At 62.6% G+C, this 24,421-nt stretch carries 25 protein-coding genes; 20 read left to right on the forward strand and 5 right to left on the reverse strand.

The window, feature by feature from the left end; all coding sequences use genetic code 11:
• Positions 1 to 29: 29 nt before the first annotated feature.
• The 3 genes from ACOGXH_RS01020 to ACOGXH_RS01030 all read left to right on the forward strand — a co-directional run bounded on the left by ACOGXH_RS01020 (position 30) and on the right by ACOGXH_RS01030 (position 1,521).
• The gene (locus ACOGXH_RS01020) at positions 30 to 284 is read left to right on the forward strand and encodes a hypothetical protein (RefSeq protein ID WP_419927255.1); all 255 of its coding nucleotides are present in this window, start codon (positions 30 to 32) and stop codon (positions 282 to 284) included.
• Between the two features lie 509 nt (positions 285 to 793).
• Positions 794 to 1,249: a hypothetical protein gene (locus ACOGXH_RS01025; RefSeq protein WP_419927256.1), complete on the forward strand. Its 456-nt coding sequence runs from the start codon at positions 794 to 796 to the stop codon at positions 1,247 to 1,249.
• Between the two features lie 86 nt (positions 1,250 to 1,335).
• On the forward strand, positions 1,336 to 1,521 hold the full coding sequence (locus ACOGXH_RS01030; RefSeq protein WP_419927257.1) for a hypothetical protein: 186 nt from the start codon (positions 1,336 to 1,338) through the stop codon (positions 1,519 to 1,521).
• 37 nt (positions 1,522 to 1,558) lie between these two features.
• Here ACOGXH_RS01030 and ACOGXH_RS01035 read toward each other — a convergent pair whose 3' ends face one another.
• The gene (locus tag ACOGXH_RS01035; RefSeq protein WP_419927258.1) at positions 1,559 to 1,705 is read right to left on the reverse strand and encodes a hypothetical protein; all 147 of its coding nucleotides are present in this window, start codon (positions 1,703 to 1,705) and stop codon (positions 1,559 to 1,561) included.
• 533 nt (positions 1,706 to 2,238) lie between these two features.
• On the opposite strand from ACOGXH_RS01035, the gene ACOGXH_RS01040 reads away from it, so the two are divergent.
• From ACOGXH_RS01040 to ACOGXH_RS01060, 5 genes are all read left to right on the forward strand, one after another.
• Positions 2,239 to 2,493: a hypothetical protein gene (locus ACOGXH_RS01040; protein ID WP_419927259.1), complete on the forward strand. Its 255-nt coding sequence runs from the start codon at positions 2,239 to 2,241 to the stop codon at positions 2,491 to 2,493.
• A 273-nt stretch (positions 2,494 to 2,766) separates the two neighbouring features.
• Positions 2,767 to 2,949: a hypothetical protein gene (locus ACOGXH_RS01045; RefSeq protein ID WP_419927260.1), complete on the forward strand. Its 183-nt coding sequence runs from the start codon at positions 2,767 to 2,769 to the stop codon at positions 2,947 to 2,949.
• A 159-nt stretch (positions 2,950 to 3,108) separates the two neighbouring features.
• The gene (locus tag ACOGXH_RS01050) at positions 3,109 to 4,899 is read left to right on the forward strand and encodes a PPC domain-containing protein (RefSeq protein WP_419927261.1); all 1,791 of its coding nucleotides are present in this window, start codon (positions 3,109 to 3,111) and stop codon (positions 4,897 to 4,899) included.
• Positions 4,900 to 5,016: 117 nt separating this feature from the next.
• Entirely contained in the window at positions 5,017 to 5,688 is a 672-nt protein-coding gene (locus ACOGXH_RS01055) for a hypothetical protein (RefSeq protein WP_419927262.1), read from the forward strand.
• 241 nt (positions 5,689 to 5,929) lie between these two features.
• Positions 5,930 to 6,076: a hypothetical protein gene (locus ACOGXH_RS01060; RefSeq protein ID WP_419927263.1), complete on the forward strand. Its 147-nt coding sequence runs from the start codon at positions 5,930 to 5,932 to the stop codon at positions 6,074 to 6,076.
• 35 nt (positions 6,077 to 6,111) lie between these two features.
• Here the strand turns inward: ACOGXH_RS01060 and ACOGXH_RS01065 are convergent, their stop codons facing one another.
• Positions 6,112 to 6,990, reverse strand: coding sequence for a HEPN domain-containing protein (locus ACOGXH_RS01065; protein ID WP_419927264.1), 879 nt, complete (start codon positions 6,988 to 6,990; stop codon positions 6,112 to 6,114).
• A 288-nt stretch (positions 6,991 to 7,278) separates the two neighbouring features.
• On the opposite strand from ACOGXH_RS01065, the gene ACOGXH_RS01070 reads away from it, so the two are divergent.
• From ACOGXH_RS01070 to ACOGXH_RS01085, 4 genes are all read left to right on the forward strand, one after another.
• The gene (locus ACOGXH_RS01070) at positions 7,279 to 7,539 is read left to right on the forward strand and encodes a hypothetical protein (protein WP_419927265.1); all 261 of its coding nucleotides are present in this window, start codon (positions 7,279 to 7,281) and stop codon (positions 7,537 to 7,539) included.
• Between the two features lie 439 nt (positions 7,540 to 7,978).
• Complete coding sequence (locus tag ACOGXH_RS01075; protein ID WP_419927266.1) at positions 7,979 to 9,031, forward strand: hypothetical protein; 1,053 nt, start codon at positions 7,979 to 7,981, stop codon at positions 9,029 to 9,031.
• A gap of 217 nt (positions 9,032 to 9,248) precedes the next feature.
• A complete protein-coding gene (locus ACOGXH_RS01080; RefSeq protein ID WP_419927267.1) occupies positions 9,249 to 9,755 on the forward strand; it encodes a hypothetical protein in 507 nt (168 codons plus the stop codon).
• Positions 9,745 to 10,398: a hypothetical protein gene (locus ACOGXH_RS01085; RefSeq protein ID WP_419927268.1), complete on the forward strand. Its 654-nt coding sequence runs from the start codon at positions 9,745 to 9,747 to the stop codon at positions 10,396 to 10,398. Before ACOGXH_RS01080 ends, ACOGXH_RS01085 begins: the two co-directional genes overlap by 11 nt.
• A 164-nt stretch (positions 10,399 to 10,562) precedes the next feature.
• On the opposite strand, the gene ACOGXH_RS01090 is transcribed toward ACOGXH_RS01085, so the two are convergent.
• Entirely contained in the window at positions 10,563 to 11,324 is a 762-nt protein-coding gene (locus tag ACOGXH_RS01090) for a hypothetical protein (protein ID WP_419927269.1), read from the reverse strand.
• Positions 11,325 to 11,587: 263 nt separating this feature from the next.
• A complete protein-coding gene (locus ACOGXH_RS01095) occupies positions 11,588 to 11,926 on the reverse strand; it encodes an Arm DNA-binding domain-containing protein (RefSeq protein WP_419927270.1) in 339 nt (112 codons plus the stop codon).
• A gap of 587 nt (positions 11,927 to 12,513) precedes the next feature.
• Here ACOGXH_RS01095 and ACOGXH_RS01100 point away from each other — a divergent pair.
• The 8 genes from ACOGXH_RS01100 (at position 12,514) to ACOGXH_RS01135 (ending at position 23,084) form a co-directional block, all read left to right on the forward strand.
• The gene (locus ACOGXH_RS01100; RefSeq protein ID WP_419927271.1) at positions 12,514 to 13,161 is read left to right on the forward strand and encodes a hypothetical protein; all 648 of its coding nucleotides are present in this window, start codon (positions 12,514 to 12,516) and stop codon (positions 13,159 to 13,161) included.
• The gene (locus tag ACOGXH_RS01105) at positions 13,158 to 14,342 is read left to right on the forward strand and encodes a nucleotidyl transferase AbiEii/AbiGii toxin family protein (RefSeq protein ID WP_419927272.1); all 1,185 of its coding nucleotides are present in this window, start codon (positions 13,158 to 13,160) and stop codon (positions 14,340 to 14,342) included. Before ACOGXH_RS01100 ends, ACOGXH_RS01105 begins: the two co-directional genes overlap by 4 nt.
• A 78-nt stretch (positions 14,343 to 14,420) precedes the next feature.
• Positions 14,421 to 14,723 (forward strand): hypothetical protein, encoded by a 303-nt coding sequence (locus tag ACOGXH_RS01110; RefSeq protein WP_419927273.1) that lies wholly within the window; start codon positions 14,421 to 14,423, stop codon positions 14,721 to 14,723.
• A gap of 999 nt (positions 14,724 to 15,722) precedes the next feature.
• Entirely contained in the window at positions 15,723 to 16,469 is a 747-nt protein-coding gene (locus tag ACOGXH_RS01115; protein WP_419927274.1) for a hypothetical protein, read from the forward strand.
• A gap of 441 nt (positions 16,470 to 16,910) precedes the next feature.
• A complete protein-coding gene (locus ACOGXH_RS01120; protein ID WP_419927275.1) occupies positions 16,911 to 19,682 on the forward strand; it encodes a S8 family serine peptidase in 2,772 nt (923 codons plus the stop codon).
• Positions 19,683 to 19,804: 122 nt separating this feature from the next.
• On the forward strand, positions 19,805 to 21,061 hold the full coding sequence (locus ACOGXH_RS01125) for a CAP domain-containing protein (RefSeq protein WP_419927276.1): 1,257 nt from the start codon (positions 19,805 to 19,807) through the stop codon (positions 21,059 to 21,061).
• A gap of 394 nt (positions 21,062 to 21,455) precedes the next feature.
• The gene (locus ACOGXH_RS01130; RefSeq protein ID WP_419927277.1) at positions 21,456 to 22,709 is read left to right on the forward strand and encodes a CAP domain-containing protein; all 1,254 of its coding nucleotides are present in this window, start codon (positions 21,456 to 21,458) and stop codon (positions 22,707 to 22,709) included.
• A gap of 108 nt (positions 22,710 to 22,817) precedes the next feature.
• Positions 22,818 to 23,084 (forward strand): hypothetical protein, encoded by a 267-nt coding sequence (locus ACOGXH_RS01135; protein WP_419927278.1) that lies wholly within the window; start codon positions 22,818 to 22,820, stop codon positions 23,082 to 23,084.
• Here ACOGXH_RS01135 and ACOGXH_RS01140 read toward each other — a convergent pair.
• Entirely contained in the window at positions 23,074 to 24,237 is a 1,164-nt protein-coding gene (locus tag ACOGXH_RS01140) for a tyrosine-type recombinase/integrase (protein WP_419927279.1), read from the reverse strand. The genes ACOGXH_RS01135 and ACOGXH_RS01140 overlap by 11 nt on opposite strands.
• Positions 24,238 to 24,421: the final 184 nt, after the last annotated feature.

Consider the following 24,421-nt stretch of genomic DNA (forward strand, 5'->3'; position numbering starts at 1 on the left):
AGCCAAAGACTTCGGCCTCCAATGGGCCAATGACGATTGGAGAAGCCTCCGAAAGCTGTCCGCTCAATCGGCCGTCATCTCTCGAAGTCCAAAGCGACCCCAGCACGGCGTGGAGCGGCCCCTGGGTGCTCGACCCCGGCGGCGGCAAAGCCACCCGGGAGGTGTCAGGTTGGGTCGTTCTGTCGGGCAACGGCATCCGGGTGCGCGCCGCCAACGCCTGGGGCGGCGGGCCCTGGTCGCCCGCGGCTGGGATAGACAAGAACTGCGAGACGTTTAAGAAGTAGTGCAGCCATGTATTTCGTCGCAGTCGTGCCCGCCTTCACCTGCAACCACAAGCCGGTGATTTCGTTATAAGGGCCTGGCTTGGGGAGCACTGGCAGCTCTGCGTTGCCGCACTAGCTCTGGCAACAGCAGTCCCTGGCTGAAGAGGCAACCGACCGCTCCCGAATTCTGCTCGGCGATCCAACAGCACGGGTCATGCGCGTCTGCAAAACTGGACATGGCAATGCCCCTTTCTGAAAGGGGACTTCGATTGCAGTCGAAGTCCGAACCGATTTGAGTGAAAAGCACCCCTGACGGGGTGTTTTTCACGTTTAACAGTAGGCGCGCGGGATGGGCTGAAAGTCAAGCAGCGGAAACCCCTCCCCGCAGGTCTGCTACGGTCCCCACTGTTCGGAACACCGCCCTAGGTAGGGCTGCATCCACCCATTAGGAGCCGTGCCACAGTCCCCTTCGGCGTGGATGCGCGGTGTTCCGAACAAACCCACGACTCCTACCCGAAGGGGACCACCTGATGGCCGAAGTGATTATTGGTCTATCTGCGAGCATCTTGTTGGCTGGCGTGGTCCTCTGGTTTTTTATTGTCAAGCCGATCAAAGGGGGAATCGAAGACTGGGTTGCAGCACGCCGCAGCGACAGAAGCATGACGAGCGAGCAACGGGAACAGCGCAGCCAAGTCGAAGACTTGAAACGCATACAAGAGGCCCATGCCTCAGACCTGCGCAGTCGTGCGGCAATTTTTCAGGCGCTCAATAAGGTCCGTGAGCTCTCCACTGTGCATGGTATGGCCAAGACATGGGACGGGCCATTGCCAATGAATCGCCAAGGACGCTCAGCACTCTACGATTTGAGACGGGCTATCAGAGATGCCCGCTATCGACACACCGATGACACTATTAGGTCGTGGCTCAAAGATAGCGATACGTGGGCACAGGGAATGGTGGACCATCTTTTGAATGAACGACGCTGATCCCCACTATGCTGAACGTCTGAAAACCAAATAGCGAAAGCCCCCCGAAGGGGGCTATTCACCATGACCTAGAAAGGATCAGTACCATGACCCAATCTAGCGGTAGTGGCGCGCGCCCGCAAACCGTTCCCCCACCAGACATCACCCCCTACCTGCAACCCAAAACCGCCGCCCAAACCCAACGCGACTACATGACACGCATAGCCCGCAGTGCAGCCATCAAAGACGCCGTGTTCGACATCGCTCTCCGCAACCTCCTCGACAACCGTTGACCCAGTTTGTCAACACGCCCTAGGCGGTGTTGACAAATCATTTGAAGATGCTTATGGGCATGCATTCGGCGGCGAGTTCGACCACTCTGCCCGACTGGATGGCGAGTGACTTCCAGAAGCCGTGTTTTTGGCGGAGGCGTCGCCACTCGGCACGGCTGAATTCACGGTAGAGCTGTACGGGCATGGGTGGACTTTACCTCGTTGCTGTGGGGCAGGGGCGTTGGCAGCCGACACGCTCGATCTGGTCGTGTCTGGGGATATGCGAATGCTGGTGGGGGAGAGCAACGGTCGTGGGGCATCGTCCAGAGATGCGTCGTTGCCGCAGTTCGAAGGATGTCGGCCTTCTCCTAGAATCATGCTGTGCTTCCCCGAGTGGCCGACGACGCAGCAGAATTCAGACCACCCAAGGGGAACTTTCACCGCGCAGCTGAGGGCTGATCTTCGCCTCGCTGGCGTTCACCAAAACAACACCACAAAGGCCCGCCGAGCGGTGCAATCCGTTGAAGATGTGGACTACGAACACATCGAAAGGGCCATTGCGGACGAACCCACGACTGCCAATGACGCCCGGATCGCCAGAGTGACGCTAGATGCGGTCCGGGCAGCAAGTTCACGCTCTACGATCTCGGAGGGCTGGACGGGACGTACCGACTAACCAAAGAGTCCGGCAAAGCAACCCTGAAGGTCAACATCCCAGAACCCGACAAGGAAAAGTTTGTGCTCGTCGACAACAGCAATTTTGATGGGACCTCGTTGCTAGAGGACAAGACGGGACAGCTGACAATTTCCTGCGCCGCAGTGAACCCCTCCGCAACAGCTAGAACTGGCCTCACGGGCGGAAGGGGCACTGACACCACCGTCACCATCACCGCCACTTCCCCGGACGGCACCGCAACATCGACCGTCGAAATCGTGTTTGACGCGAGTCTCGGCATCAATCTCACCTCACAGGAGCAGGCTCCAGCCGACTAGCCAGCGAGGGAGGCCCCAACCTGGCGGCCGCGCCCCAAATACCAGAGGTAGAACTGTTTGCTCACACGAATGCGACCCGCCGGAGGGAACCGGCTATGCGGTCCGCCGCGGGGAGGCGGTAGGCCCGTCGGAAAGGAGCGATTCCGGGGCTGGGTGGGGACTCGGCTGCACGGGCAAATCGACACGCGAGCCTTGTCTCATGCTCTTCTGCGATTGCATCTTATCGCCCGGCGGTGACGCGTGAAACGCGACAGCGGGGACCGCGGCTATCTGATGCCCACGGCTGCCATCTCGATTCTCCTCGTGATGATCGCCTCTATGGCCGTCGTGAAGGCTTCGGCCACCCGCTGGATGCGCGATGTCCAGGACAGGCGGGCCGCTGAAGAGCAATCGCTGAAGGACTACGCGTGGCCGGAGGTCGACCATCGACTGCGCTCTCTGCGCGACCCTGAGTAACTGCTGGTCGATTACGGCGATTGGCAGCGTATCGGCGGCGGGCCGTGCGATCTGCCGCCGGAACCGGCGACGTTGGACTGCTGGCGGGTCGCCGAAGTGGCGAGGCCGGGCGCAACTTCGAGCACCGACCCCGGCTTCCAGCGCCGGGAGGGTCTGCCCTTGGAGTTGGCGGAGGTGACAGTCCAGACACGCGTGGACTGCTCGGCGACCAGACCGCCAGCCGCCTCTGGGGGCTGCGCTCTGGCGGGCGAGTCGGAGCGCACCTACCGCCGAAGGCGGCTGCTCTATTTCCAAGCCCACTTCTCAAGCCAGCAGGCCACTCCGGGGGCCGGGGCGGGCACCCAGAGCCTCGTTTTCGCCGATGATGACGTGCTCGACCACATACATTTCTCGCCTCCCGACACGCCAGCCACGCCTGCCACTCTTGACATCTGCGGCCTGCCGGATTTCGGGGGCACTGTCGAACTGCGGCGCTCCACCTCGAACCTCGATTTCCGGCAGTTGTGCCCTCCGGCGGACCCGACGGTCCAGACAGCATGGGAAGCTGGCATCGACATCGACCGGGTGCTGGGCCTGAGGACGACCACGGTGAACGGGAGCCGGTGCCCGGCCACGGCGGGTGTCGCGCCTGCGTGGTTGGAGGGGGCCGAGCGGGTGAGCGAGAGGGCGGGTGGGAAATGGGACGGAGCTGTCGTCGATCTCAGCGCTGCCGCCGACGGCGACGTCTACTATGCCGACCAGAAGATCACGGTGTGGGGCTTGAACCGAGCGGGGGCCTCGGTCACTGTCGCCTCTCCGGCTGGCATTGTCGTCGATCTGGCCTCTTCGCCCGTGATGGGCACCGGCCTACCGGACGTAGGGAGCGCTGGGGCGCTCAGCGTTGAGAGTCGCAGCCTTGGAGCTTCGACCTTGGTTCACCCTGTTGGCGGCGTGGCGCTGGCCGCAGGGGAGTCGGCCTACTTCAAGCTCGAACTCAGCCAGCCTTGGAGAACGAGGTTCGCCCTTCTTCGATTGAGCGGCACCACCGATGATGCCGACCTGTTCCTGCTCGATGAGAACGGCGCGGTCGTTGCGTCCAGCGACACTGGAGGCCCCGGCGTGGACGAATGGCTCGGCTCGGGGCCTATCCACCTGCTGGCTGGCACCTACTACCTCCGCGTGGACGCGATAACCGATATCACCAACACATATGCGATCCGCCACGACCAGCGGAGGGCGCTGACTGATGCGGAAGTCACCGCTCTAAACGCCACCGGCTTCGCCGACAGGCACACCACTGCGAACCCGCCTGTCGTGGCGCTCGTCACGGCCTGCGATGTCGAAGTCGTCGGCCCCGCAGCGGTCGGCCATGTGCCGCTCTACACGCCTTGCCCGGAGCCGCTGCCCAACCCGGCCCCCAGTCCTATGCCCGCCGACTGGCCGTTGTGGTCGGAGTGCTCGGACCCGCCGCCAGCAGTCCGTCGCCCAGCGTCCGAGTCGGTCATTCCGACTCTGGTCGGCGCTCCCCCAGAGAACGACCACGCGCTCGCGGGCACCGCTGCCTATTCCGCCCTCCAAACGGCGCTCGCCGACCTCCCGGCGGCGCTCCGGTTGGAAATGAGGAATGTGGCCGTCTTCGCCCCGTTCGGCGGGTTGTATGCGGCCGACCACGACACGCCGGTGGGCAACTGCGCGCTGCCCTCGCCACTCCGGTCGTATCCGGCCACTTCCGGGGAGGCCGAGGAGTTCACTACGGCGGTGGACTACATGCCGTGCTCTGAGCCGGTCTTGCGGATCAGCGGCTCGCTGATAACCCAGTACCGGATGCTCGTCGGCGAGCAACTGCCCTCCGGGACTGGCACACGCCACCTGGGGGGCTTCATCAAGGACTTCACCTACCCGGAAGGCTTCTGGCTGGCCGTGCCCCCCTGGTGGCCTCAGAGTCGCGGCGAGTTCTGGTATCCGCTCTAGGGTGCCGATGCCCTGAGAACAGTGGTCTCCGACCGCGGCTGTTGCGCGGCTAGCCAGTTCTCCTCTTCGGCTGGCAAAGTCAGCGGCTCGACTGGTCGGACAAAGCTGTCACACCTCGTGTTTAGGCTGACCGGCATGACTGGTATTCGGACTGGATCGGGTTTCTCCAAGGCGGCATTCCAAGCGGCCCTGGTGGTCGGGACTGCTTTGGCTGCCAGAGCTGTTTTTCGCCGCTCGCGGCCAAGGGAGTCTCCGCAAGAACCGGCATTCGAGGTTGCCGTTGAAGATGCGTTATTGGTAGTCGCAGCCTCCGGTGGAGATGCCGTGCCGCGTGATCCGACAACGACTGGCGGCGGGTTCAACTGGAAGCGGGAGGCGTTTGAAGCACTTACGGTCGTGGCGGTGTCCGCATCCATAATTGCGGCGGCAGCGTCGCGGAACGACGAGGGCGGCTTCCTCGCTAATTTCGCCGACGGCATGGGCTTCGTCGGATTGCCGGTCATGGCCCTCTATCTGTTCGTCAGATGGCAGGGCCGCAAGAAGGACCAAACAGGGCGCATGGCTTTCTTGTTGCAGATCGCCGCTTGGCTGGTGGTGATCTTTGTGGCCACCGTTGCGCTCACGAAGGACGAGGTGTTCGGCTTCTTGGAGACTTTCGGCTCGCTTGTTGGCCTGTCGGCATTCTTCGTGTACGCGAACCGGCCGATACGCTGGCTGTCCGCCGCGCTGGCCGAAAAGGCAGCGCCGCTCTGGCAGAAACCGCTGGCCTCTGAAGAATTCGGAGCCTGATGGAACGGACGAAGCCCTGATGGGCCGCACCTCCCCGCGCGAGTGGGATCACTTCACGTCCGGCCCGCCCCGATGGCGGGAACACAGAGTGGCCTATGCCCGCCTGTTGGAGCTAGAGCCGAGCGATACAGAGAAAGAGGCGATGGGCTGGCCCCGGTGTCCCTCACTCTGGACCGAGAGTGCAAGCGCCCTCCCTGCTGATAACCCGTCGTCTTGCGGGAAGTGGCTTGGCCTGCACTTGATGGAGCCGAAGCGGCCGCAGCTCGGAGGGCGGCCTTATCTGGAGCTGGGGTGCGTTGAGCACCCCAGCACGGTCTTCTGGGACAGCGAAGAGGCCCGCATGGTGCTCGCCGCGTTCGGCCTGACTCTTGTCGATGCTGTGTGGTGACCGCCGAGGTGCGGGTCCAAAGGGGTAGCCCAGACCTATTGGTGTCCGACGTATTGGCTGAAGGGACGGCCTACCTGTCGGAATATGTCGTCGCAATCTGACGGCAGGATGCCGAGTTGTTGTAGAAATGCGTGGCGCATGAGCCATTGCAGGTCCATGAGGACAAGGTGCCGCTGCCATCTGCTGGCCGACATTGGGTTGCTGTGAGCGATTTCGTTTCTTGCAGCTCCGGCCCGTTCAACCAGTCCTGGGCGTGGGGTGAGCACTCTGGAGGCTGTCTCACCGCAGATATCCACGAGGTCCTGCAACATGTGTTTGATGGGCTTCGGCCTTTTTCTGTCGAGGCGCTGCGACACTTCGCCACGATGCTCAAGTGGCGCATTCGAGATGAGTTCCTGTAGCACGGTCTTCAGTTCTTCGCTGTCTTCGACCGTGCCCTCAAAGCAAGCGGAGTGCAAGTTCTCGAATGCGTTGAAGAGGCACCTCAGTGCTTCGTCCACATCGCCGCGTTCTGCCCTCGCTTGTGAGTCGAGAAAATGGGACAACGCATCGCTTAGTTTGGAACTTTCCCTGAGGTCGATGAAGGCGCTCAGCAGGGTGTTCAGGTCCACTCCCTTCTCTTTGAGAACGGTGCGGGTGGCGAGCATGTCCAGATGGCAGCCCAGAGGGCTTAGTTCTGGGTCTTCGTCAACTGTGCGGACAGTGGCTTGCGGGAACCGCAGCATGACGTATTTTTCAGGCCCGACTTCATCTTTGTCGGCAATTCGCGCCTTGACGCTGGTTATGCCGCAATGGCTGAGCACGAGCAGAGAGAGGAGCTGTCCTATTGGAGACACCCATTTCTCAGCTACTTCGGCGATCCTGAGCGAGTCTTCAATGGTGTCGGGATTCCACGAATCGAAGCCCGCGGCCAAATCCGAAGGGGGCCATGACCGGACCTTCTCCCCGCACCAACCCATATCGGAGGGGATAGGCAAGGGGGCAGGGCAAGCACCCGACTCTCTGCAAATTTGGCCGCAGGGAAACCCTACGGGCTTCGATTCGTGGGCGGGAATCTATGGCGCTGGAGCAGCCTGGGAAAGTGCTGGCGTCAAGCGCGGCGGGTAGAGTTGGGCCAGCGCGCCGCGGCGGCCTCGGGAGTAAGCGTCTTGAGCCGTCGCCGCGCCGGTGTTGAGCCGCCGCCGATCCGCTAGCTTGGCCTTATGGCGCTTACTTCCATACGGACCAAACCCCCAAAGGCGGCGGCCCCGTGGCCGAGCTGGAAGCTGTGGGCCGCCGGGATCGCCGCCGGGATCGCCGCCGGGGGGGTTGTGGCTCTTGTCACCGTCCCCCCCTATCAGGTGTTTTACCCTCCGGCAGCTGCTCTTTTGGTGGCAACGGTGGGGCGCAACCTCATCGAGTTGAGGCTTTTGGCCCGCAGCCAGCAGCCCGCCAAAACCGACGAACAGCCAGCGGCCCTTTAGCGCCTCAGCGGCCCTGATATCGCACCAGGGCAGCCACAGGCGGCCTCCAGCGCCTCAGCGGCCCTGTGTCCTGGGCGCTCAGGGCCTCACCGTGGCTGATATCGCACCAGGGCAGCCACAGGCGGCCGCTACAGGGCTTGGCGTTGCCGAGACGGTGTGTGCCGGGGTTGGTGAATGGGTGGGATCGGGCTGCTGGGCTGTGTCGGCACCGTTGCCGCAGCCAACTGCGACGGCCAACAGCACAGCGAGCAAAAGGCGCACGGCCCTCAAAGTAGCCCGCCAGACAGACGGGTGATTTCGGAACTTCGTAACGAAGAAGAACTGTCACCGACCGTCGGTACGATCCGTCGGTGATGGGCACATCCCGCCCCACGACAACGAACCGAACCCTAAACCTGGCTGTTCGCGAGCCGAACAGCCCTGCCCGAGGAGCAGCCGAATGTCTATTGGCACCGAGCCGACACTGACGATCACAACCGAGAAGACTGAAGTTGGGTCGCTGCGCGAAGGCGACCTTCTTCACTACACATACCCGTCTCCCCACTATCGGGTCGTCCGCAACGAACGCCGGGGAAATTTGCTGTCGCCGAACCGGCGCAGCGCGGTGACGCTGGCCGACTGCGAGGGAGTGGAGAAGCGGTTGCTGCTGTCACCCAAGCGGGAGGTCAGCCGGGTCACCAATCCCGCGGTGCCTGTCGGGCCTTGGTTCTTCTACCTGACCGGAACCGACATCTCAGACAACCTGAGGTCGTGGCAGCAAGAGGACGCACTGTGGCACAAAGCACTCTGGCCGCTCGCCAAGCCTTTCGTGCAGCTGTGGCGGGAACTCCTCGACTTGCAGTGCCGCGCCTACGCGCTGAAGCTCCAGACGGGCTTCTTGAGCGTCTTGGTCATCACCTTGGCAGTTATCATCGGCCTAATGACCGGAACCCCGGATGAATTCTCGGTTCCTATCGGATTGGTCGGCGGTTTCTCCTTGGAGCGGTACTGGCAGCACTGGCACGCCAAGACTCGGCGCAAGCTGGCAAAGGGCACCTCCATGCGAGTGCAATACAAGCCCAACGGCCCCCACGACAGACGCTACGGTACCCTTGAACTGAGGCCCCGAGGAGCGGTCATCTTGGGTGAGGAGACGCTTCACCCCTGGTTCTCCACTGAGATGTGCCTAAACCAGGGAAAACGTGTGCTCGCAACATGCGCTTTTTCCAATTGCATCCGACGCGAACTGACGATCACGAACACGCAGGTCGCAGAGGCAATCAGACACCGCCTCGACAACGGCTCAAACCGGGTGATCTACGCGTCGTCACCGAAACACAAACCGGCAGAAGAAGGCATGCCGGACATCACGATCTTCCCGTCGGATCGTTGGGTCAACCTCGACTTTCCAGACCGGGAAACGGGCAGCTGGTTCAGCGTCACACTCAAGCTGCACCAGGCACGGGTCCTTGCCGACGTGCTCGAAGTCATGGACGAAGGCCGACGGACTTGAGGTCAAATGGTCCGAGCCAGTCGGTGCAGTCCGCCAGCCTCGAATTATCGTCAGGGGAGACCTCGAAGTTGGGGTCAGATCGGTTCACGAGTTTGGTTGAGCATACGAGGGTGCTGGGTGGTGTGCGGCCTGTGACCAGGGACTCTTCAAATCGCACGCACGCCAATGAGCAGCCAACAGATCGTTCTTTTTGGCAAGGCTGACTAGGTTTCGTCGCATGGCACTTACGGAGTTGGAAGTAACTGAAGAGTCACTTGATTGGGACCCCACTTGGCCCGATGCGGATGTCATCATCCCCCCAGGTATCCCTGGAAGGGGAGCGCCGTCGGACAACGAATGGACTAGAAATCCTTATCCGTCGATGACGACGGATGTTGTGAAGTTCCTTCAGCAGCGGGGTCACACTGTCGAGTACACCGTCAATAGGGAAGAGCAGAGCAGAATCTCGCTGCGCTCACGCGACTGTTGGATGCCCGTCCTTATATTCGCAGCCGAAGTTGCGCGAGATGTAGGGGTTGACGTGATCGCGAGCCTCGTCAAGGACTTTCTCTTCCGCAACATCAAGCCCAGTGACGGTCGGCTGCATGTGAGGCTCGGCAAGAGGCAGCCCGACGGCACTGTGAGTGTCCTAGAAGCTCACGGAGACGGCGACAATGTTCTGGAAGTCATCGAAAAGTGGGACTGGACAGGGGCAGGCCAAGACGGAGACGCTGATGGCCACTGACGGAGCTGGTGAGGACTCCTGGGTAAAAGAAGGACTGAGAAAGCTAGAAGAGGGGTCTCAGGCTGTCGCCAGGGCCATTCAACTGAACGATGGCGTATCGCTGCCGGGGGTGCCTGAGGCGAAGGCCCGTGAAGGCTTGGTCGTGCTCCGGTCTGCCCTCGATTGGCTCGAAGACACCGCACACTTCGACGAGGCACACAAGGTTCTCGACGATGCTGGACACCAGGTGAGGACAACTTTCGGTTGCAACTATGCCTTCTACCCCGACAAAGGCTACCTACAGGAGTGCCCGGTGGCCTTGGCACACCTAAGGGTGGGGTTTAGCGTCGGCTGCATAGTCAGAGAATCGGAGTGTTCGGTCTGCCACGAGGACCCCGAGGACTGCGACCACATCTCCGGCCAGGCATACGACGGCGAAGTGTGCATAAGAATCGTCAAGAAAGCTGACCTCTTTGAAGTGTCCATGGTGGACAGGCCAAGCCAGCCAGATGCCCGTATAACAAGCCTGCCAGTCCCCCAAGCCGATCTCGAACAGGCAATACTCACAGGAGGCTATGGAAGCCCTGCTTCTTGCGACCGATGCCTCTACAGCTGTACCGGAATGACAGAATTCAACCTGGATGGCGCGGAGTCCGGCAGCTAGCAGGAGTGGCATGTGCCACACGGCCACCCGACACCTGAATCGGAACAAAGGACCATATGCCCATAACGGGGGCACCACAGCGAGCGGAGGCACGGGCAGCTGTTGGGATCGCAGCAGTCTGGCTGTTTGGGCTTGGCACCGCGACCATCAGTTCGCGCCAGTCGTCACTTGGGCTTCCCCAGGCTGAAGTATGAGGGTTCGACGTTGCGGGCTTTCTCCCAGATGCACAGGTCGAGCGCTCCGGGCTGCACGTTGCCGTGTTCTGCGTATTGGAGGAAAGCGTCTTCGCACCTGGTGTAGTGGCGTTGGGCGCTCCACCCCGGTCTGAATATGCCAGCCCAGGTCAAGACTCGGACCAGCAACGCGCTGACTATCGCCACTTCGGCGCTGCCTGTCAGGTTGCGGACGACGTGGGCTGCCTTCAGAGGGCCGACCCCGCGCAGCCCCTTCAAGTAGGCATTCAGTTCGAGAGGGTCCTCGGGAGGGGGTTCTGACCGTAGCCGGGCCAACGACGCGGCGATGTACTCCGACCGCTGCACCGGGAACCTGTAGCTCCCCAGACCGCCGGGCAGAGGCTCCCGCAGCCGCTCTTCGATTTCCCCTGCTGTCGCGTCATGGTTCTCGGCGAGGAGGTCGAGCACGACTTGGCGGGCTGCTTGCGCTGACTCGGCCCGTATCCCGGAACCCCCGAGCAAACAGAACACGACCACCGATTCGATGTCAGCGGCCAATGCCCTCTCTGCGAGGCGCTCCTCGTAACGCTCCGCAGCGGTTCGGTTGGCCCAGAAAGCCGGAGTGCCGAACACCTCGTGGCTGCCCCACTCGACATCCCATGACTGATCCCTCACTGTGAATCCGATGCGGTCATGGCTGCTGCGCCCGCAGTGAAGATCGCGCACTGGTTCCAACGATGCCGCCCCCGCCACGACAGCAACACTACGCCAGGTCATGCCGGGCGCTTCAGTCCTGCCAGCACACCGACCGCGGCAAAAGCACCGGAGTGCTTACGGGGGTCGAACATGGCAAAGGATCGGCGACGCTGTTCGCCTGCAAATCCAAGGCTCCCACTAGCCCCCTGAACTGGGACAATAGACAAAACACGCCAAAATCCGGCAAAACGCGTTCCAAAACACGATCTCCGTAAACCCTCAAGCAGGGAGTTCACCATTTCGCGCACACGCCGTTGGGACTACCGCTGGCGCTGGCCCCAAGCTCGCCGTGTTGGTGTCCGGGCTGGCGACTTTCTTTGTCGGGGGTCGTATCCGCGATGCACGGCCCGGCGGTTCTCAAGGGCCGCGTCCCTGGCCTCGGCCAGTGTGACGACCGGGTAGGGTCCGAGGCCCAAGTTGGTCCGTTGTCGGTCGATGGTGACCCGCTGGCTCCAGGTCTTGGCAATCCTCCCGTCCGTTGTCTCCCTGACCAAAAGGCTCAAGCCGTTCGCGCCGCGCCCATCGCTATACCGACCGGGACGCTCGACTTCCTCGACGAATTCCACCGTCAGCTTTCCCGGTCGCAGCGCACTTCCCATTGCTTTGCACCTCCACAGTCACGGCGCGACTTGCCATATCAGTCCAAAGAAGAGAGCGGCCAGATGGCACACTCCTTCGCGGTCTACAAGATAGGGGCCTTCAGCTGCTCTGGAACGGTTCTGGTTTCACCGTGACCGCCTAGAACGAGAACATTGCGGAGGTGCCCTCTCTCGTCAACGAGCATCTAACGGGTGAGATGTGCCCTTGAGGAGGGCACGCGCCGCCGTCCGGCAGAACGCGCAGGAAGCAACGACGGTGGGGGAGTGCCGCTGGCAGCGGCAAAGGGAAGCGGCCCCTTCGCGCTTGCCGCCGTCCAGCTGCCCGTTTCTTCCGCAGGGCCTGTGCCTGAGCGGGGGTCGGCGCGTCCCGCGAGGGGCCTCAGGCTGTGCGTCGGGGGAGCATCGCTCCGGCGATGCGGCCGGGCGGGATGTGGCGATACGGGCGTTGGCGGGAAGCTAGTTGCGGGAAGCGTCCTATGCGGGACGCTTCCCTGTGCCGTAGGCGCACACCCGCTCTTTGTTGCAAGAATGCAGAGCACTTCCATTCCATTGGTTCGATTATCTTGCAAGCCTGGTAGGGTTGCCGCATGGCGACTTCCGAGACCGCCACGGCGAAGGAATGGGTAGCCGGGCTGGTGCCGGGCACATGGTTCTGGGGCAGGGATGTCCCAGGTCGTGCCGATGTCGTCCACCCGGTCCTCTCAAGGCTCTGCCGCGACCGGGCCAACGGCGTGTGGCGGGTAGCCCGCGGCCTGTACTGGCGCGGCTACCCGCAGGGGCATTCCCGCTTCGGTGTCCGGCCGAGCTACCGAGTCGGCGCGCTCCTGCACGCAGGCCCCGGCGCGGGCTTGTTCGGGTGGTCGGCGCTCAACGCTTTGAGCTGGACGCTTCAGAGTCCCGCGAAATGCCATGTGAGCGTTGTGGGCAAGGCCCCTCAGCCCCCACACCCGACCGTTGTCTACCACTCGAACTCCAACAGGCGACGCGAGTCGTTGAGCTGGGCCGAAGTCACAATTCTGGAGGCGGCTCGGTGGTTCCAATACGGCGGGGAGCCGTGGTCTGAGTGCCTGGAAGCGCTCAGGGAGAATGCGTCGGCTGCCGGTGCTGGCGTGAGCGCTCTCAGACCCTCGATGCTGCTGTGGGCATCTGAGACGGAAATGGGGGCGAGCGTGGAAGCCCGCCATCGGATCGAGGTGATCGCAGGCGCACTGCCACAGGAGGTTCCGGCCCAGTGAGCGACAGGCTGTGCGGTTCGACGGACACAGCCGACGGTAAGCCGTGCCGCAACAAGGCCGAGAGCTGCCCCTTCAGGGAGCATCGGCGGCAGCCCTCAGCCGCGACAGCGCCGCTTTCCGCCGCGGACATCGAACCCGGCGAGCTGTTGGGGTTCTCTGCCGACGCCGACTTCCTCGGCAGGGCAGACGCTCTGCCGGGAGTCGAGAGCGGAGCACCCGGCATGGCAGGGCACCCGAGGGAGTTCGCTGACTTGCTGGACAAGGCAGTGGCGGCCACCGGGGTCGACGGCATGAACTTGGTGAGGGACTATTGGCTCACTTTCTGTCTGCACGGGATCGCATCCGCTGGTGGCCCTGAGGGCGAGATCGCCAAAGGGCAAGGGCGGCGGGCGACTCCGCTGGCCAAGACCGCGTTCGCCGGTGGGACATCTCTGGTGTCGGCATGGGACATCACCCGGCGCTACTCGGAGGACTTGGACATGCTCGCCCTCATGGTGGACCCCTCTGCGTCCACCAGCGCGTTCAAGAGGCCGCTCAGCGTCGTGACCAGATGGGCCGTCGAGGCCATCGGACTGGAAAAGGAAGCCGTCACAGTAAGGCAGATGAGCAACGTCGGGCACCGGCGCACTCTCCTCGACATGGGAGGAACCCCGCAGTTCCTCAAGCTCGAAACCACCGTGGAAACCTACGGCGATGGGCTTTGCGAACAGCGCGAGGTCACGTCCTTGATGGGCCGCTTCGCCGCGCCCGAGCAACTAAAGGAGTACCCCGAGCTTGGCCGGTTCGAGATGCTGTGCGTCACCCCCGCCTACACCGCGGCCAACAAGCTCGACGCCTTGCACCGACGGGCGGAGACAGGCGACCTCCGAGGGCTGATTATCAGGGGCCGCGACCTCTACGACCTCGCAGCAATCGCCGATTCCGACCACGGCAGCGCAGCGCGGGCAGCGATCCCCCAACTGGCCGGACGCGCCGCGCAATCATCAGGAACACGCGAGACCATCCCCCGACCCGCCCACGGATACGCAAACAGCATCATGTTCAAATCAGGCTCGGAAACCCACGCAGCGCTGCGAGACGGATACGAGCAAACCGCCCACCTGGTTTGGGGCGATTTCCCCCCATTCGACGAAGCCGTTGAACTAGCAGCCAGCCTCGACAGCCATAAGAGCCGAGCCTAGACACCGCTGTCCCACCGGCCGTGGTGGCCTCGCCCCACGCGCTCATCGCCTGCTGCCTTTTGCCCCTCCCCCTCTGCGGTGCCGGTCGTCCATTCATCCCCTGAGATCACGCTGCTGGGCATGGTTCAACGGGCGCGTACGGACACCGCTGTGGACAACTCCTGCAACACAGCCTGCCTGCTGCTGCTCTGGGGGCACCCAGATGCCGAGAAGCTGGCCGAGCACTCTTTCGCCTATCCGCTCCCCACCCGCCAGCGCACCGGACGGATAGTGGACGCAGCTTCAGAGCACATGGGAGTGCCGTTCGATTCGGACCTGTTGTCAGCCTCCTTGACGACCAGCCTCAAGCCTGTCCACCTGCTCCCCGATTGCGACCGCTGATTCCCACCCCTCCATAAAATCCCCGGCACGTTCGACACGACAACGCCCCGGTGAGTCGAGAAAAACGGCCTGCTAGCACCAGACGTATGACCCTCAAAAAGTCCAGCCCGCGCCCCCTGCCGAAACTGTCACAGCCCGTCGATACGATCAGCAGAGTATGAGAACACCGCTCACAGCGAGCAGCCGCCGACTGTTTGAGGGGCAATCGAGCAAGGCGGACAAGACGGTCACCGGCCAACGGTTCGCGAGCCTGTCAAGCAGATCGGAACCCACAGGACTGCTCGGATACCGGTTCTCCGAACAACTGGCGACAAAGCCTGTTGACGCGGGTCGCCCTAACGACAAAAAGAGCTGTGACCAGGAGAAACTCCACAACACTCCGCCACTTCGTCATCATTTCGTAAAGAAACGTTCCAGAATCGGGCCAAATCCGTTCCAAACCGAAAAAATGCGACTCTTTCACCAGGCGATATGCGAACCGCGCGTACTCCTCCGCACATCGCAACCTATCGCCCCAGCAACATCCTCCTGGGTCTCACCCGCCGCGATACGCCGCTCCAGCTCCTCGCGATCCCTCGGACTCAACCGCCGGCCGTGATCCCCTCGACCTCGCTTTGCCACCACGATCTCCTCTCAGTCACCGCCAGCCTCCCAGCCGGCGAAGCAACGACCGATTGAAACCGCCGTGTATCGAACGTGAACTGAGGGTCCGCGGTCAGGTGCCGCGGACCGGGAAATGTCCATACCGCTCCAACACGGAACTCCTGGTCAAGCCTCCTAGGCGGTCTAGATGTAGAAGGGACGCCTAGGGAATCTCGCTGAAGTATCCTGTGCCGGTTGTCTGTGTGGAAGGTGAGAGCAATGAATGACCAAGACTCTGCAACTGATTCGGAAGAACCAGTATCGGAGGGTGCCGCCGCGGAGGGTCCGGAAGGACCCATGGCTGAAGGTTCCCCTGACCTCGCGACTGCTGGTGGCGGCGAAGGGGGAGGCGCACGAATGCTGGAAGCCACCAATATCCCCTGGAAGGGAAACACGCTGGTCCGCTTTGGCGGGGCGGGTATGGCGCTGTCAACACTCTTCAGTTGGCTGGAGACCGGGCAAGACGGCTTCCCCAACGTGTCGGGAATTGGTGCATCGACATTCGGTGTTGGTTTAACCGTATTCTTGGTGGGCTTATCGCTCTTGCTGCGCCGTAAGTCGATAGCCGTCACTTTGGGCATGGCTCTAGGGGCCTTCGCCATCACCATGATCTACATCGTTTTGATCAGTGTAGACACCAGTCTCCTTGGTCTTGGTGCGTGGCTAGGCATGGTTGGCTCTTCGGTTGCCGTGCTAGGGGCAGTTCAAATGGTTTTCGAGCCGGAAGAACAACTCACCATGGAATTTCAACCCTTGCCGACAGCACTGGGTTCGATACTGGCGGTTACAGCCTCGTTCTGGCTCGATTGGGTTGATGGGCCCCTAAATGGTCTGAACTCCGAGGTGCTCTTCGGAATACCTGTCCTGATCATGGCGGGTATAGCCCTAGCGGTCACCGTCCATCTCGTAACCGTTCCACACAAGGTGACGGAGGGCCTGCGACAAACCCTCCTAGCCATTTCCCATTCGGCCGGATTTGCCATTCTGGTGATAGCCGGCTCCAACGTCCTGGGATTGATACTCGGCAACGCCGCCTTTGGTTCAGGCCCTTTGGTAGCCCTGGTGGGCGGGGTGATGCTGACCCGGTCGATCAGCCAGCATTAATTTCTCACAACCGATAGCCAGCGTTCGCCAAACACGGGTGGTTGTTGGCTTGGGCTTCCCCTTGGCTCAGGATCGTGGCTGACGCAAAGTGATGGTGTTGGACTTGATTTTGCCGACAGTTACGTACACGTCCACGCTGCATTTAGCTACGTCTCGGTACCAGCCACACCGTATGGGCCCTCTCCCGGGGCGAATATCTCCTCGTCGCAGGACGCCCCAGCAATCTCTGTGTAGGCATGGCCATAGCCTCGCTTCCAAGCCCAGTGCCCTACCGCCATACCAGGGGGGTATAGATCGTGGGTGGGAACTGGGGTGGGAGTTGGGTTCGTCTGAGTGGCCATGGGATTGATCGAGTCGAAGTTGTCAGGCGTGCGGGGTTGCTGGTCGGGAGGGGGCTGGCTTAGGTTTTCGGCCCTGAGGAAGGCGACGAGGGGGTTCATGGTGCCTGGAGTGCGTTGGGTGCGGCGCTGTGTTCTGGTGGTTGTGTTTGCGTTTGTGGTGTCAGCGTGCGGTGGCGGTGATGGTGGCGGTGATGCCGTGGAGCCTGTCAGCGATGGCGGGGAGACTGTCGGGGATGCCCCTGTGGTGTTGTCGTCGTCGGGTTTGGATTTGGGCCGGTTGGCTGAGGCGGTGGAGACGCTTGACCCGGACGCAGTGTGCCCTGATGTGGTTTCGCCGGAATCGTTCGACGGTGTGGTGGAGGTCGGTCGCATCGAGGACGGGTGCGCGTCTATCGAGTATGTGGCGTTGGAGGGGCGCAGCGTTGAAGAGGTGCGCGAGGAGCTGTCTGACGACCCGTCGGTGTTTGCGGTGGGCGCCCCGGCGGTGGATCTGGTCGCCGAGCAGGCGCCTGTGCCTCCTTTCGACGGTGACGGCTACGAATCGGGGCAGTGGTGGCATTGGCAGGATATGGGCGCTGATGTTCTATGGGATCCCGAAGGGTGGGTCTACGACAACAGCCGCCGGCGAGTGCAGGGGTGGCCTTCGGGCCAACAGGTGGTCGTGGCGGTGATCGACAGCGGGGTGGATGGTGCTCACCGAGACCTTGACGACAACGTGCTCACCAGCGGCCACAGCTGTCACCGCAGGACACAGACGAGGCCCGACGGATCGCTCCAGGGCCGCCACGGAACCCATGTGGCCGGGCTGGTAGCCGCGGAGCAAAACAACGGGGTGGACGTGGCCGGGCTGGCCCCGCAGGCGAAGATCCTGCCGGTCAAGGTGCACTTCCCCATGGATTTCGGCAACCGGGTGATCAAGACCAACCCGGCCGACGAGGACTGCTACGACATGGTCAAGACGCTGACGCATGCGATCGATTTGGCCCGCACCGGCGGTGCCGACGTGATTAATCTGTCGCTGCGCTGGAACAAAGAGCGCGACTACGCCGTGGTGGCCGAGCGAGAAGGCCTGTTCGGCGCGATCGGCAAGTTTGTCGTGGGCGCCGACACCGTGGAGTGGGCCATCGAGGTCGCCCGACTCCAGGGCATCGTCGTGGTCGCCGCGGCCGGCAACTGCGGCGACGACCGCAAAGTAGAGAACCTCGACACAGATGGCGACGGCCTGCTTGACCCCGACAGCAACGGAGCGCCCATTTGGTATCTGCGCGCCGACCAGAGCGACACCTCTGGCACCTGGGAGTTCTTCTGGAGGGTCAGCGGCTGCCGGGCGCACAACCAATCCCAGCGTCCCGCGTCCTATCCCGAGGTGATCGCGGTCGCCGCCACCAACCGCAACGGCAACCGGGCCGTGTTCAGCACCGCCAATGCCGACGTCGACGTGGCCGCGCCCGGCAAACAGCTCTGGTCCACAGTGCCCGGCGGCACCGCACACGACTCCGGCACCTCCATGGCCTCCCCGATAGTCTCAGCCGCGGTCGCCCACATGAAGGCGCGCTTCCCCCAAGCCACCCCCAAACAGATCGCCGACGCCCTCAAAAGCACCGCTAGCACCCATCCCCGCCGGACCGACAGCCTGGGCTACGGCATCATCGACCCCAAAGCCGCCATCGAACACCTCGACAAAAACTTCAACCCCGAGCCCCCACCTCAGGCCGAACCCGAACTCCCCTCCATCATCCCCAACGTCGGCGACCCCACCCCCCAATCAACAACACCCGCCCCGACCCAGCCAGGAGAAGTCACCGGCCTCGCTTACGACCCCGCCACCCTCACCGCCACTTGGAATCCCGCCGACAACGCCAACACCTACCAAGTCAACCTCCTCATCATCGACGAAGACACCGAAGGGGGCGTCGTGGAAGTCGGCATCACGTGCTGCTCCTTTGAACTCGACGATTCCGGCATTACCCACGTCTCGGTGCGGGCGGTAAACGACACCGCAGAAGGACCTTGGTCACCCCGAACCCCAATCCCGCCCCCACCAACCACTACGCCGGTCCCACAGATCGGTAGTCCCACCTACACCACGCTGACCGCGGGCTTCGAGCACTCGTGTGCCATCACGAGCGATGGCACTATTGACTGCTGGGGAAGCAACGACTGGGGCCAGACCGACGCGCCCGACGGTGAGTTCACTTCAATCGCCACCGGCCATTTGCATTCCTGTGCCATCAATACCGGCGGCACCGTCGAATGCTGGGGCAAGAGCGACCTCAACCAGACACAGGCCCCAGCAGGCCAATTCACTGCTGTCACCGCGGGCAACGACTTCTCGTGCGGGATCAGACCCGACCAGACCGTCGCCTGCTGGGGCTACGACTCACAGCGCCACAATGAAAATCCCGACGCTCCCATTGATCCCCCCGAGGAGCCCGATGGCCGGTTCGCCGCCATCTCCGCCGGCAGCGAACACGCGTGCGGGATCAGACTCGATGGCACCATCGCCTGTTGGGGAAGCAACCGAATCGGCCAACACGACGGCATTCCCAGCGGCCAATTCACCGCCATCTCCGCCGGCTACTACCACACCTGCGGGATCAGATCCGACAGCACCATCGCCTGTTGGGGAGGACCGAACAGATTCCGTCAAGGAGACTTGGATCCCCCCGACGACCGGTTCACCGCCATCTCCGCCGGCTTCGACTACACCTGCGGAATCAGAACCGACAAAACAGTCTCCTGCTGGGGCACGAACACCGGGGACGGGCAGGCAGACCCGCCCGACGGCGAATTCATTGCGATCGCCGCCTATGTAAGCCACACCTGCGGCATCATGACCAACCAGGTCGTCGTCTGCTGGGGCCGGATCTAGAACGGCAAAACCGACCCGTCCAACGGCTGGAACGTGACGGACTTGTCACTCCCATCGGGCAATTGTGCGGGTTTCTTTGCTGGTTGGGAACTGGTGTGGGGGTTGTGTTCGTCTGAGTGGCCATGGGATTGTTCAAGTCGAAGTTGTCAGATGTGCGGGGCAATCGGTTGAGAAGGGGCCGTTGTTTCCTGGCGGCGTTTGTCATTGTGGTTTGCTTCCTGGCGGTGCCGATGTTGGGGTCGGCCGCGGCAGCGCAGGGTTCGGCGAAAGAAGGAATTGCCCGACAGGACATCGTTGTACGTGACGGACTGATCGCCGCGCAAGAGAATCTGTTGAACACCTATCGGTGCCTGTTCGGAGTGGACACAGATGTTGTGCCTGGAGGCTGTCCGAACCCGGATTCGGTGTCTCCCGGAGTCGCGCCGACCAACCCCACACAGCACGACGTCGAGGTGCGGGACGGGCTGATCCGCAGCCAGGAGGCGCTGTTGAACACCTATCGGTGTCGTTTCGGGGTTGACACCGAGGTGGTTCCCTACGACTGCGCTACTGGGCAGCAGGTTTCTGCGCTGGACCGGCTTAGGGCTCAGTTGGAGATTGAGGCGATCAAGTGGATGAACGAGATTCGGAGTCCGGCGACTTCGCTGCCGGTGCTTCGATCCGACGAAGGGCTGTCGGCCATCACCCAGGCCCACGCGCAGGCCATGGCTGACGCGCAGAGCTTTCGGGCGCCGTTCGATTTCTGGGCGCACCTAGAGCCCGGTTGGGATTTCTGGAGCATCGGCGAATCGGCGAGCGTCACCGGAGATATTTCCGATCCGCAACTGCCTGCCGAACTCAGCGCCGCCTTGTTGGGCAAGGAGGGTTCGCGAATTCCGGCGTGCGCGGTTTGCACCCATCTAGCCACCGGCGTCGCAACTGCTGTCGATGGGACTTCCTATGTCACGGTGATGATGGCCGGGCGCGACACCGGCCAGCAGCTCTCCGAAGCGGAGATGGCCGCCGCCGAAACCGAGATGGCCGGTCTGGTTAACGAGCTCCGCACCAGCCTGGGGCTGGACACGCTGGTCTACGACCCCGGAGTGGCGACCGCGGCCCGCCGGTGGTCGCAGATTATGGGTGCCGGATTCGACTTCAACCACAATCCCTATGCCGGCGCCGACTACCCGCCCGGCTATCGGTTCAACGGCGAGAACATCGCCCTCAATAAGCTCACCACCACGACCTCCGACGCCGTGCGCCAATCATTCGGCGACTTCGTCAACAGTCCTGGCCACTACGCCGCCATGGTCAACCCCGAAACCACCCACTTCGGCGTCGGCATCGTCCTCAAAGCCGGATGGCTCTGGATCACCCAGAACTTCGCCGTTTACCCATGACAACTTTGGAATATCAGGAGGAAATGTGAACCACTCGGATTGGAGCGATGCGCTGGGCCGCAGTCTGTTGCGTGCTTGTGCTAGCGCCGGGATGCGATTTCTGGCTAAGGGAAGATCAGTACACCTAATTGTTGTGTTTGGACTCGTTGCCGCTGGATTGGTGTTCACGGTTGTGCCGGGTGCTGGAGCGCAGACAAATGCTGATGTTGAAGTGCGGGATCGGCTGATCGCTGAGCAAGAGGCGCTGTTGAACGTGTACCGCTGCTCCTTCGGTGTCGACACCGAGATTGTGCCGGGAGGTTGCGAAGGAGGCATGCCTGCACTCCCCGCCGAAGGACCCGAGCCATTCACAGATGCGCCTACTACAGCAGCGATCGCGGTGCGAGACGAGTTGGTGGCCGAACAGGAGTTCCTGTTGAACACGTATCGCTGTCAGTTCCACGTCGACACAGAGGTTGTGCCTGGCGGCTGCGTCGCATTCGAAACCCAGAGGACTCTGAGTCAGTTGGCGGAATTGGTAAAGGCAAAAACCAATGATCGGCGCGGTGGGCTTTCGCCGCTGGCAGTTGACGATCAGGTGTCTGCCGCGGCGCAAGCTCGGGCCCAAGCACAGGCGAAAGCCGACGACTGGGTACATGGCTTCGACTACCGGCCATGGTTGGAGCCTGAGTGGGGTGTTTGGGTGGCCGTCCGGTCTGTGAGCTGGTCGACAGGGATCATTGGTCTAACCCCGGAAAGCATAAGCAAGCAGCTTCTTGACTTCGGCGAAGGTGGTGTCGAGAAGTTGAGATGCGAATGGTGCACGCATCTCGGAGTCGGCCTCGCTGAGCACGGCGGGCGGACTTATACGAATCTCATTTTGGCAGGGGCTAGACCGTCAGCATCGGCGATCGCCGCGGCCGAGAATGAGATGGCTGCACTTGTGAATCAACTGCGTCAGGAACTGGGGCTTGGCAACTTGGCGATTCGCGAAGGCGTAGCTGCGGTGGCCCGCCAATGGTCTCAAACGATGGCCGTCGAGCAGCGATTTAGGCACAACCCGTCATTTGTCCGGCAATACCCCCCCGGGTGGACAGCGGCGGCAGAGAACATCGCCATGGTCCCCCTTTCGAATTCCATAAGCGAAGCCGTCCAGCACTCATTCCGCAACCTGGCGGACAGCCCAGGCCACTACGCCAACATGGCCGACCCTGACCTGACGCACATAGGAATAGGAATAGAGGTAAGGGTCAACGGTTTGTGGGTTACCCAGAACTTCGCCACCTACCCCGCTACGACAACCATCGACGACGACCCTCAACCCGGGGGTGGCGATAGCGCGGTCACATTGCGGCAAACGGACGTGGATGCTGTATACGAAGGAAAATGCAACTTCTCATGTGCCTGGCAAGCAGTGACAGTAACCGGATTCCAGCCGGGGACCTATCCGGTCAAGTGCTGGTCCCACAACACCCCCAACAGAACCCCCATTGAGTATCAGATTGGCAACCCATACACGGTCACTGTGGGACCCGACGGCACCGGCAGCAACTCAGAGGTCTGCTGGAACGGCTGGTACCAAGACGTAGCGGACTACAGCGCAAACGTGTACGTGACCGTCGGCAACGTCAAGTCCAACACCATCACCCTGCGCCGGCCACGATCCTGACCCGGAATACCCAATACGTCGTCCAACAAGTGTGGGTGCGCCAACACTCAGGGATGTTCACAGCCAATGTCCGGCCCAGTGAACCTCCCCAGGCATAGAGCAAGCTACATGAATCCTGGGAAGGCTCAAGAAGGCCCAGCCGAGCCCCCCTTCAAGACCTCCAAAGAAGAGGGCAAGCACCTCAACTTCACCTGCGGACGCTTCGTCCCGGCAATACGGCCCAGCGTCGCAGAGGCGGGCGTCGGCGGGGCGAACTGCAGTGCCTTGTGGACTGGTGCGATGCCGGTGATGCGGCAGGTGCGGATGTGCCCGGTTTGGGTGCCGGGTGATGGTGCGGGTTTGGGCCTGGCGGCCGCTGTGCTGTTCAGCTGCTGATGTATTTGGCCCAGTCGGCCATAAGTTCGCGGCGCAGGTCGAGCATGTCGGATCGGGCGTAGGCCCGTTCGGTGCTGTCGCGCACGGTGTGGGCTAGGGCGCGCTCGGCGAGTTCTCGGGGCACGAGGTTGTCGGAGCACCAGGAGCGGAACGAGGTGCGGAAACCGTGGGGGACGGCGTCGATGCCCGCTTCCCGCAGCAGCTTTCCGATTGTGCCGTCGCTCATGATCTGCCCGGTGGCCGATGGGAACACCAGGTCGGAGCTGTCGGCGTAGGTGGCCGCCTCGTCGAGGATTTCGAGCGCCCGCGGCGACAGGGGGACCCGGTGGGCGGTCTTGGACTTCATCCGCTCTGCGGGGATGGTCCACACCTGTTCTTCCAGGTCGATCTCGGCCCATCGGGCGCCGCGGGTCTCGCCGGAGCGGGTGGCGGTCAGCACCAGGAACTCGAATGCGCTTTTGGTGGACCAGAGCGCTTTGGAGGCGCGGACTGCTGTGACGGCTGCTGCGACCTCGGTGTGGGGGAGCGCCCGGTGATGCTGCTTAGGGGGCGCTGTTTTGGGAAGCGCCGCCCCGATGGCGTCTCCGGCGGGGTTGTCCTGGCGGTAGCCCTCTGCGACCGCCCACTTCATCACTGCGCCGATGCGGCCCCGGACCCGCCGTGCGGTCTCCCGCTTGGTGGACCAGATCGGCAACAGCACTCCCAGAACGTCTCCGGTAGTGATCTCATCAACCGGCTTTTGGCCCAGTGCCGGCAGGACGTAGGCGTCCAGCGAGGCCCTCCACTGGGCTTCGGACTTGCCCCCGTCCTTCCACCCCTCTGCGTGGATCGCGATTACCTTCTCGACGGCCTCGGCGAGGCTAGGGGCGGCCTTGGAGCGGGGATCGCCCCCGCCTCGGGCGATGCGATGGTTCTCCACCGCGGTCTCGCGCGCCTGTGCCAGCGGTACCGCCCAGGACGGTCCCAGCCCGAGGTTTGTGGCCTTGCCGTTGATCCTGATGCGCTGCACCCAGCTCTTGCGGACCCCGCCGCCTGAAGCGGGCTGCACCACCAGGCGCAGGCCGTGGCTGCCGTGGCCCCCGTCGCCGTACACTCCCGGCTCCGAGACGTTCTTCACGAACAGCGCAGTCAGCCGCTCATCCCGGCCCGCCACCAGACCCCCCGAAAGAACACCTACACTGAAACCAGCCCAACACGCCGGAACCGGCAATGCGTGATGTCACTTTTGTTGCCACTCTTTCGATGGGACCGGCCGATATCTGGTGACACAACCCAAGGCTGAACAGCGGCATATCCCCAGGATAACGGCCCTGCGCTGACACTCGGCGATTTCGAGC

Origin of the sequence: Candidatus Poriferisocius sp. (assembly GCF_965208355.1) — a bacterium.
Taxonomy (GTDB): domain Bacteria; phylum Actinomycetota; class Acidimicrobiia; order Acidimicrobiales; family Bin134; genus Poriferisocius.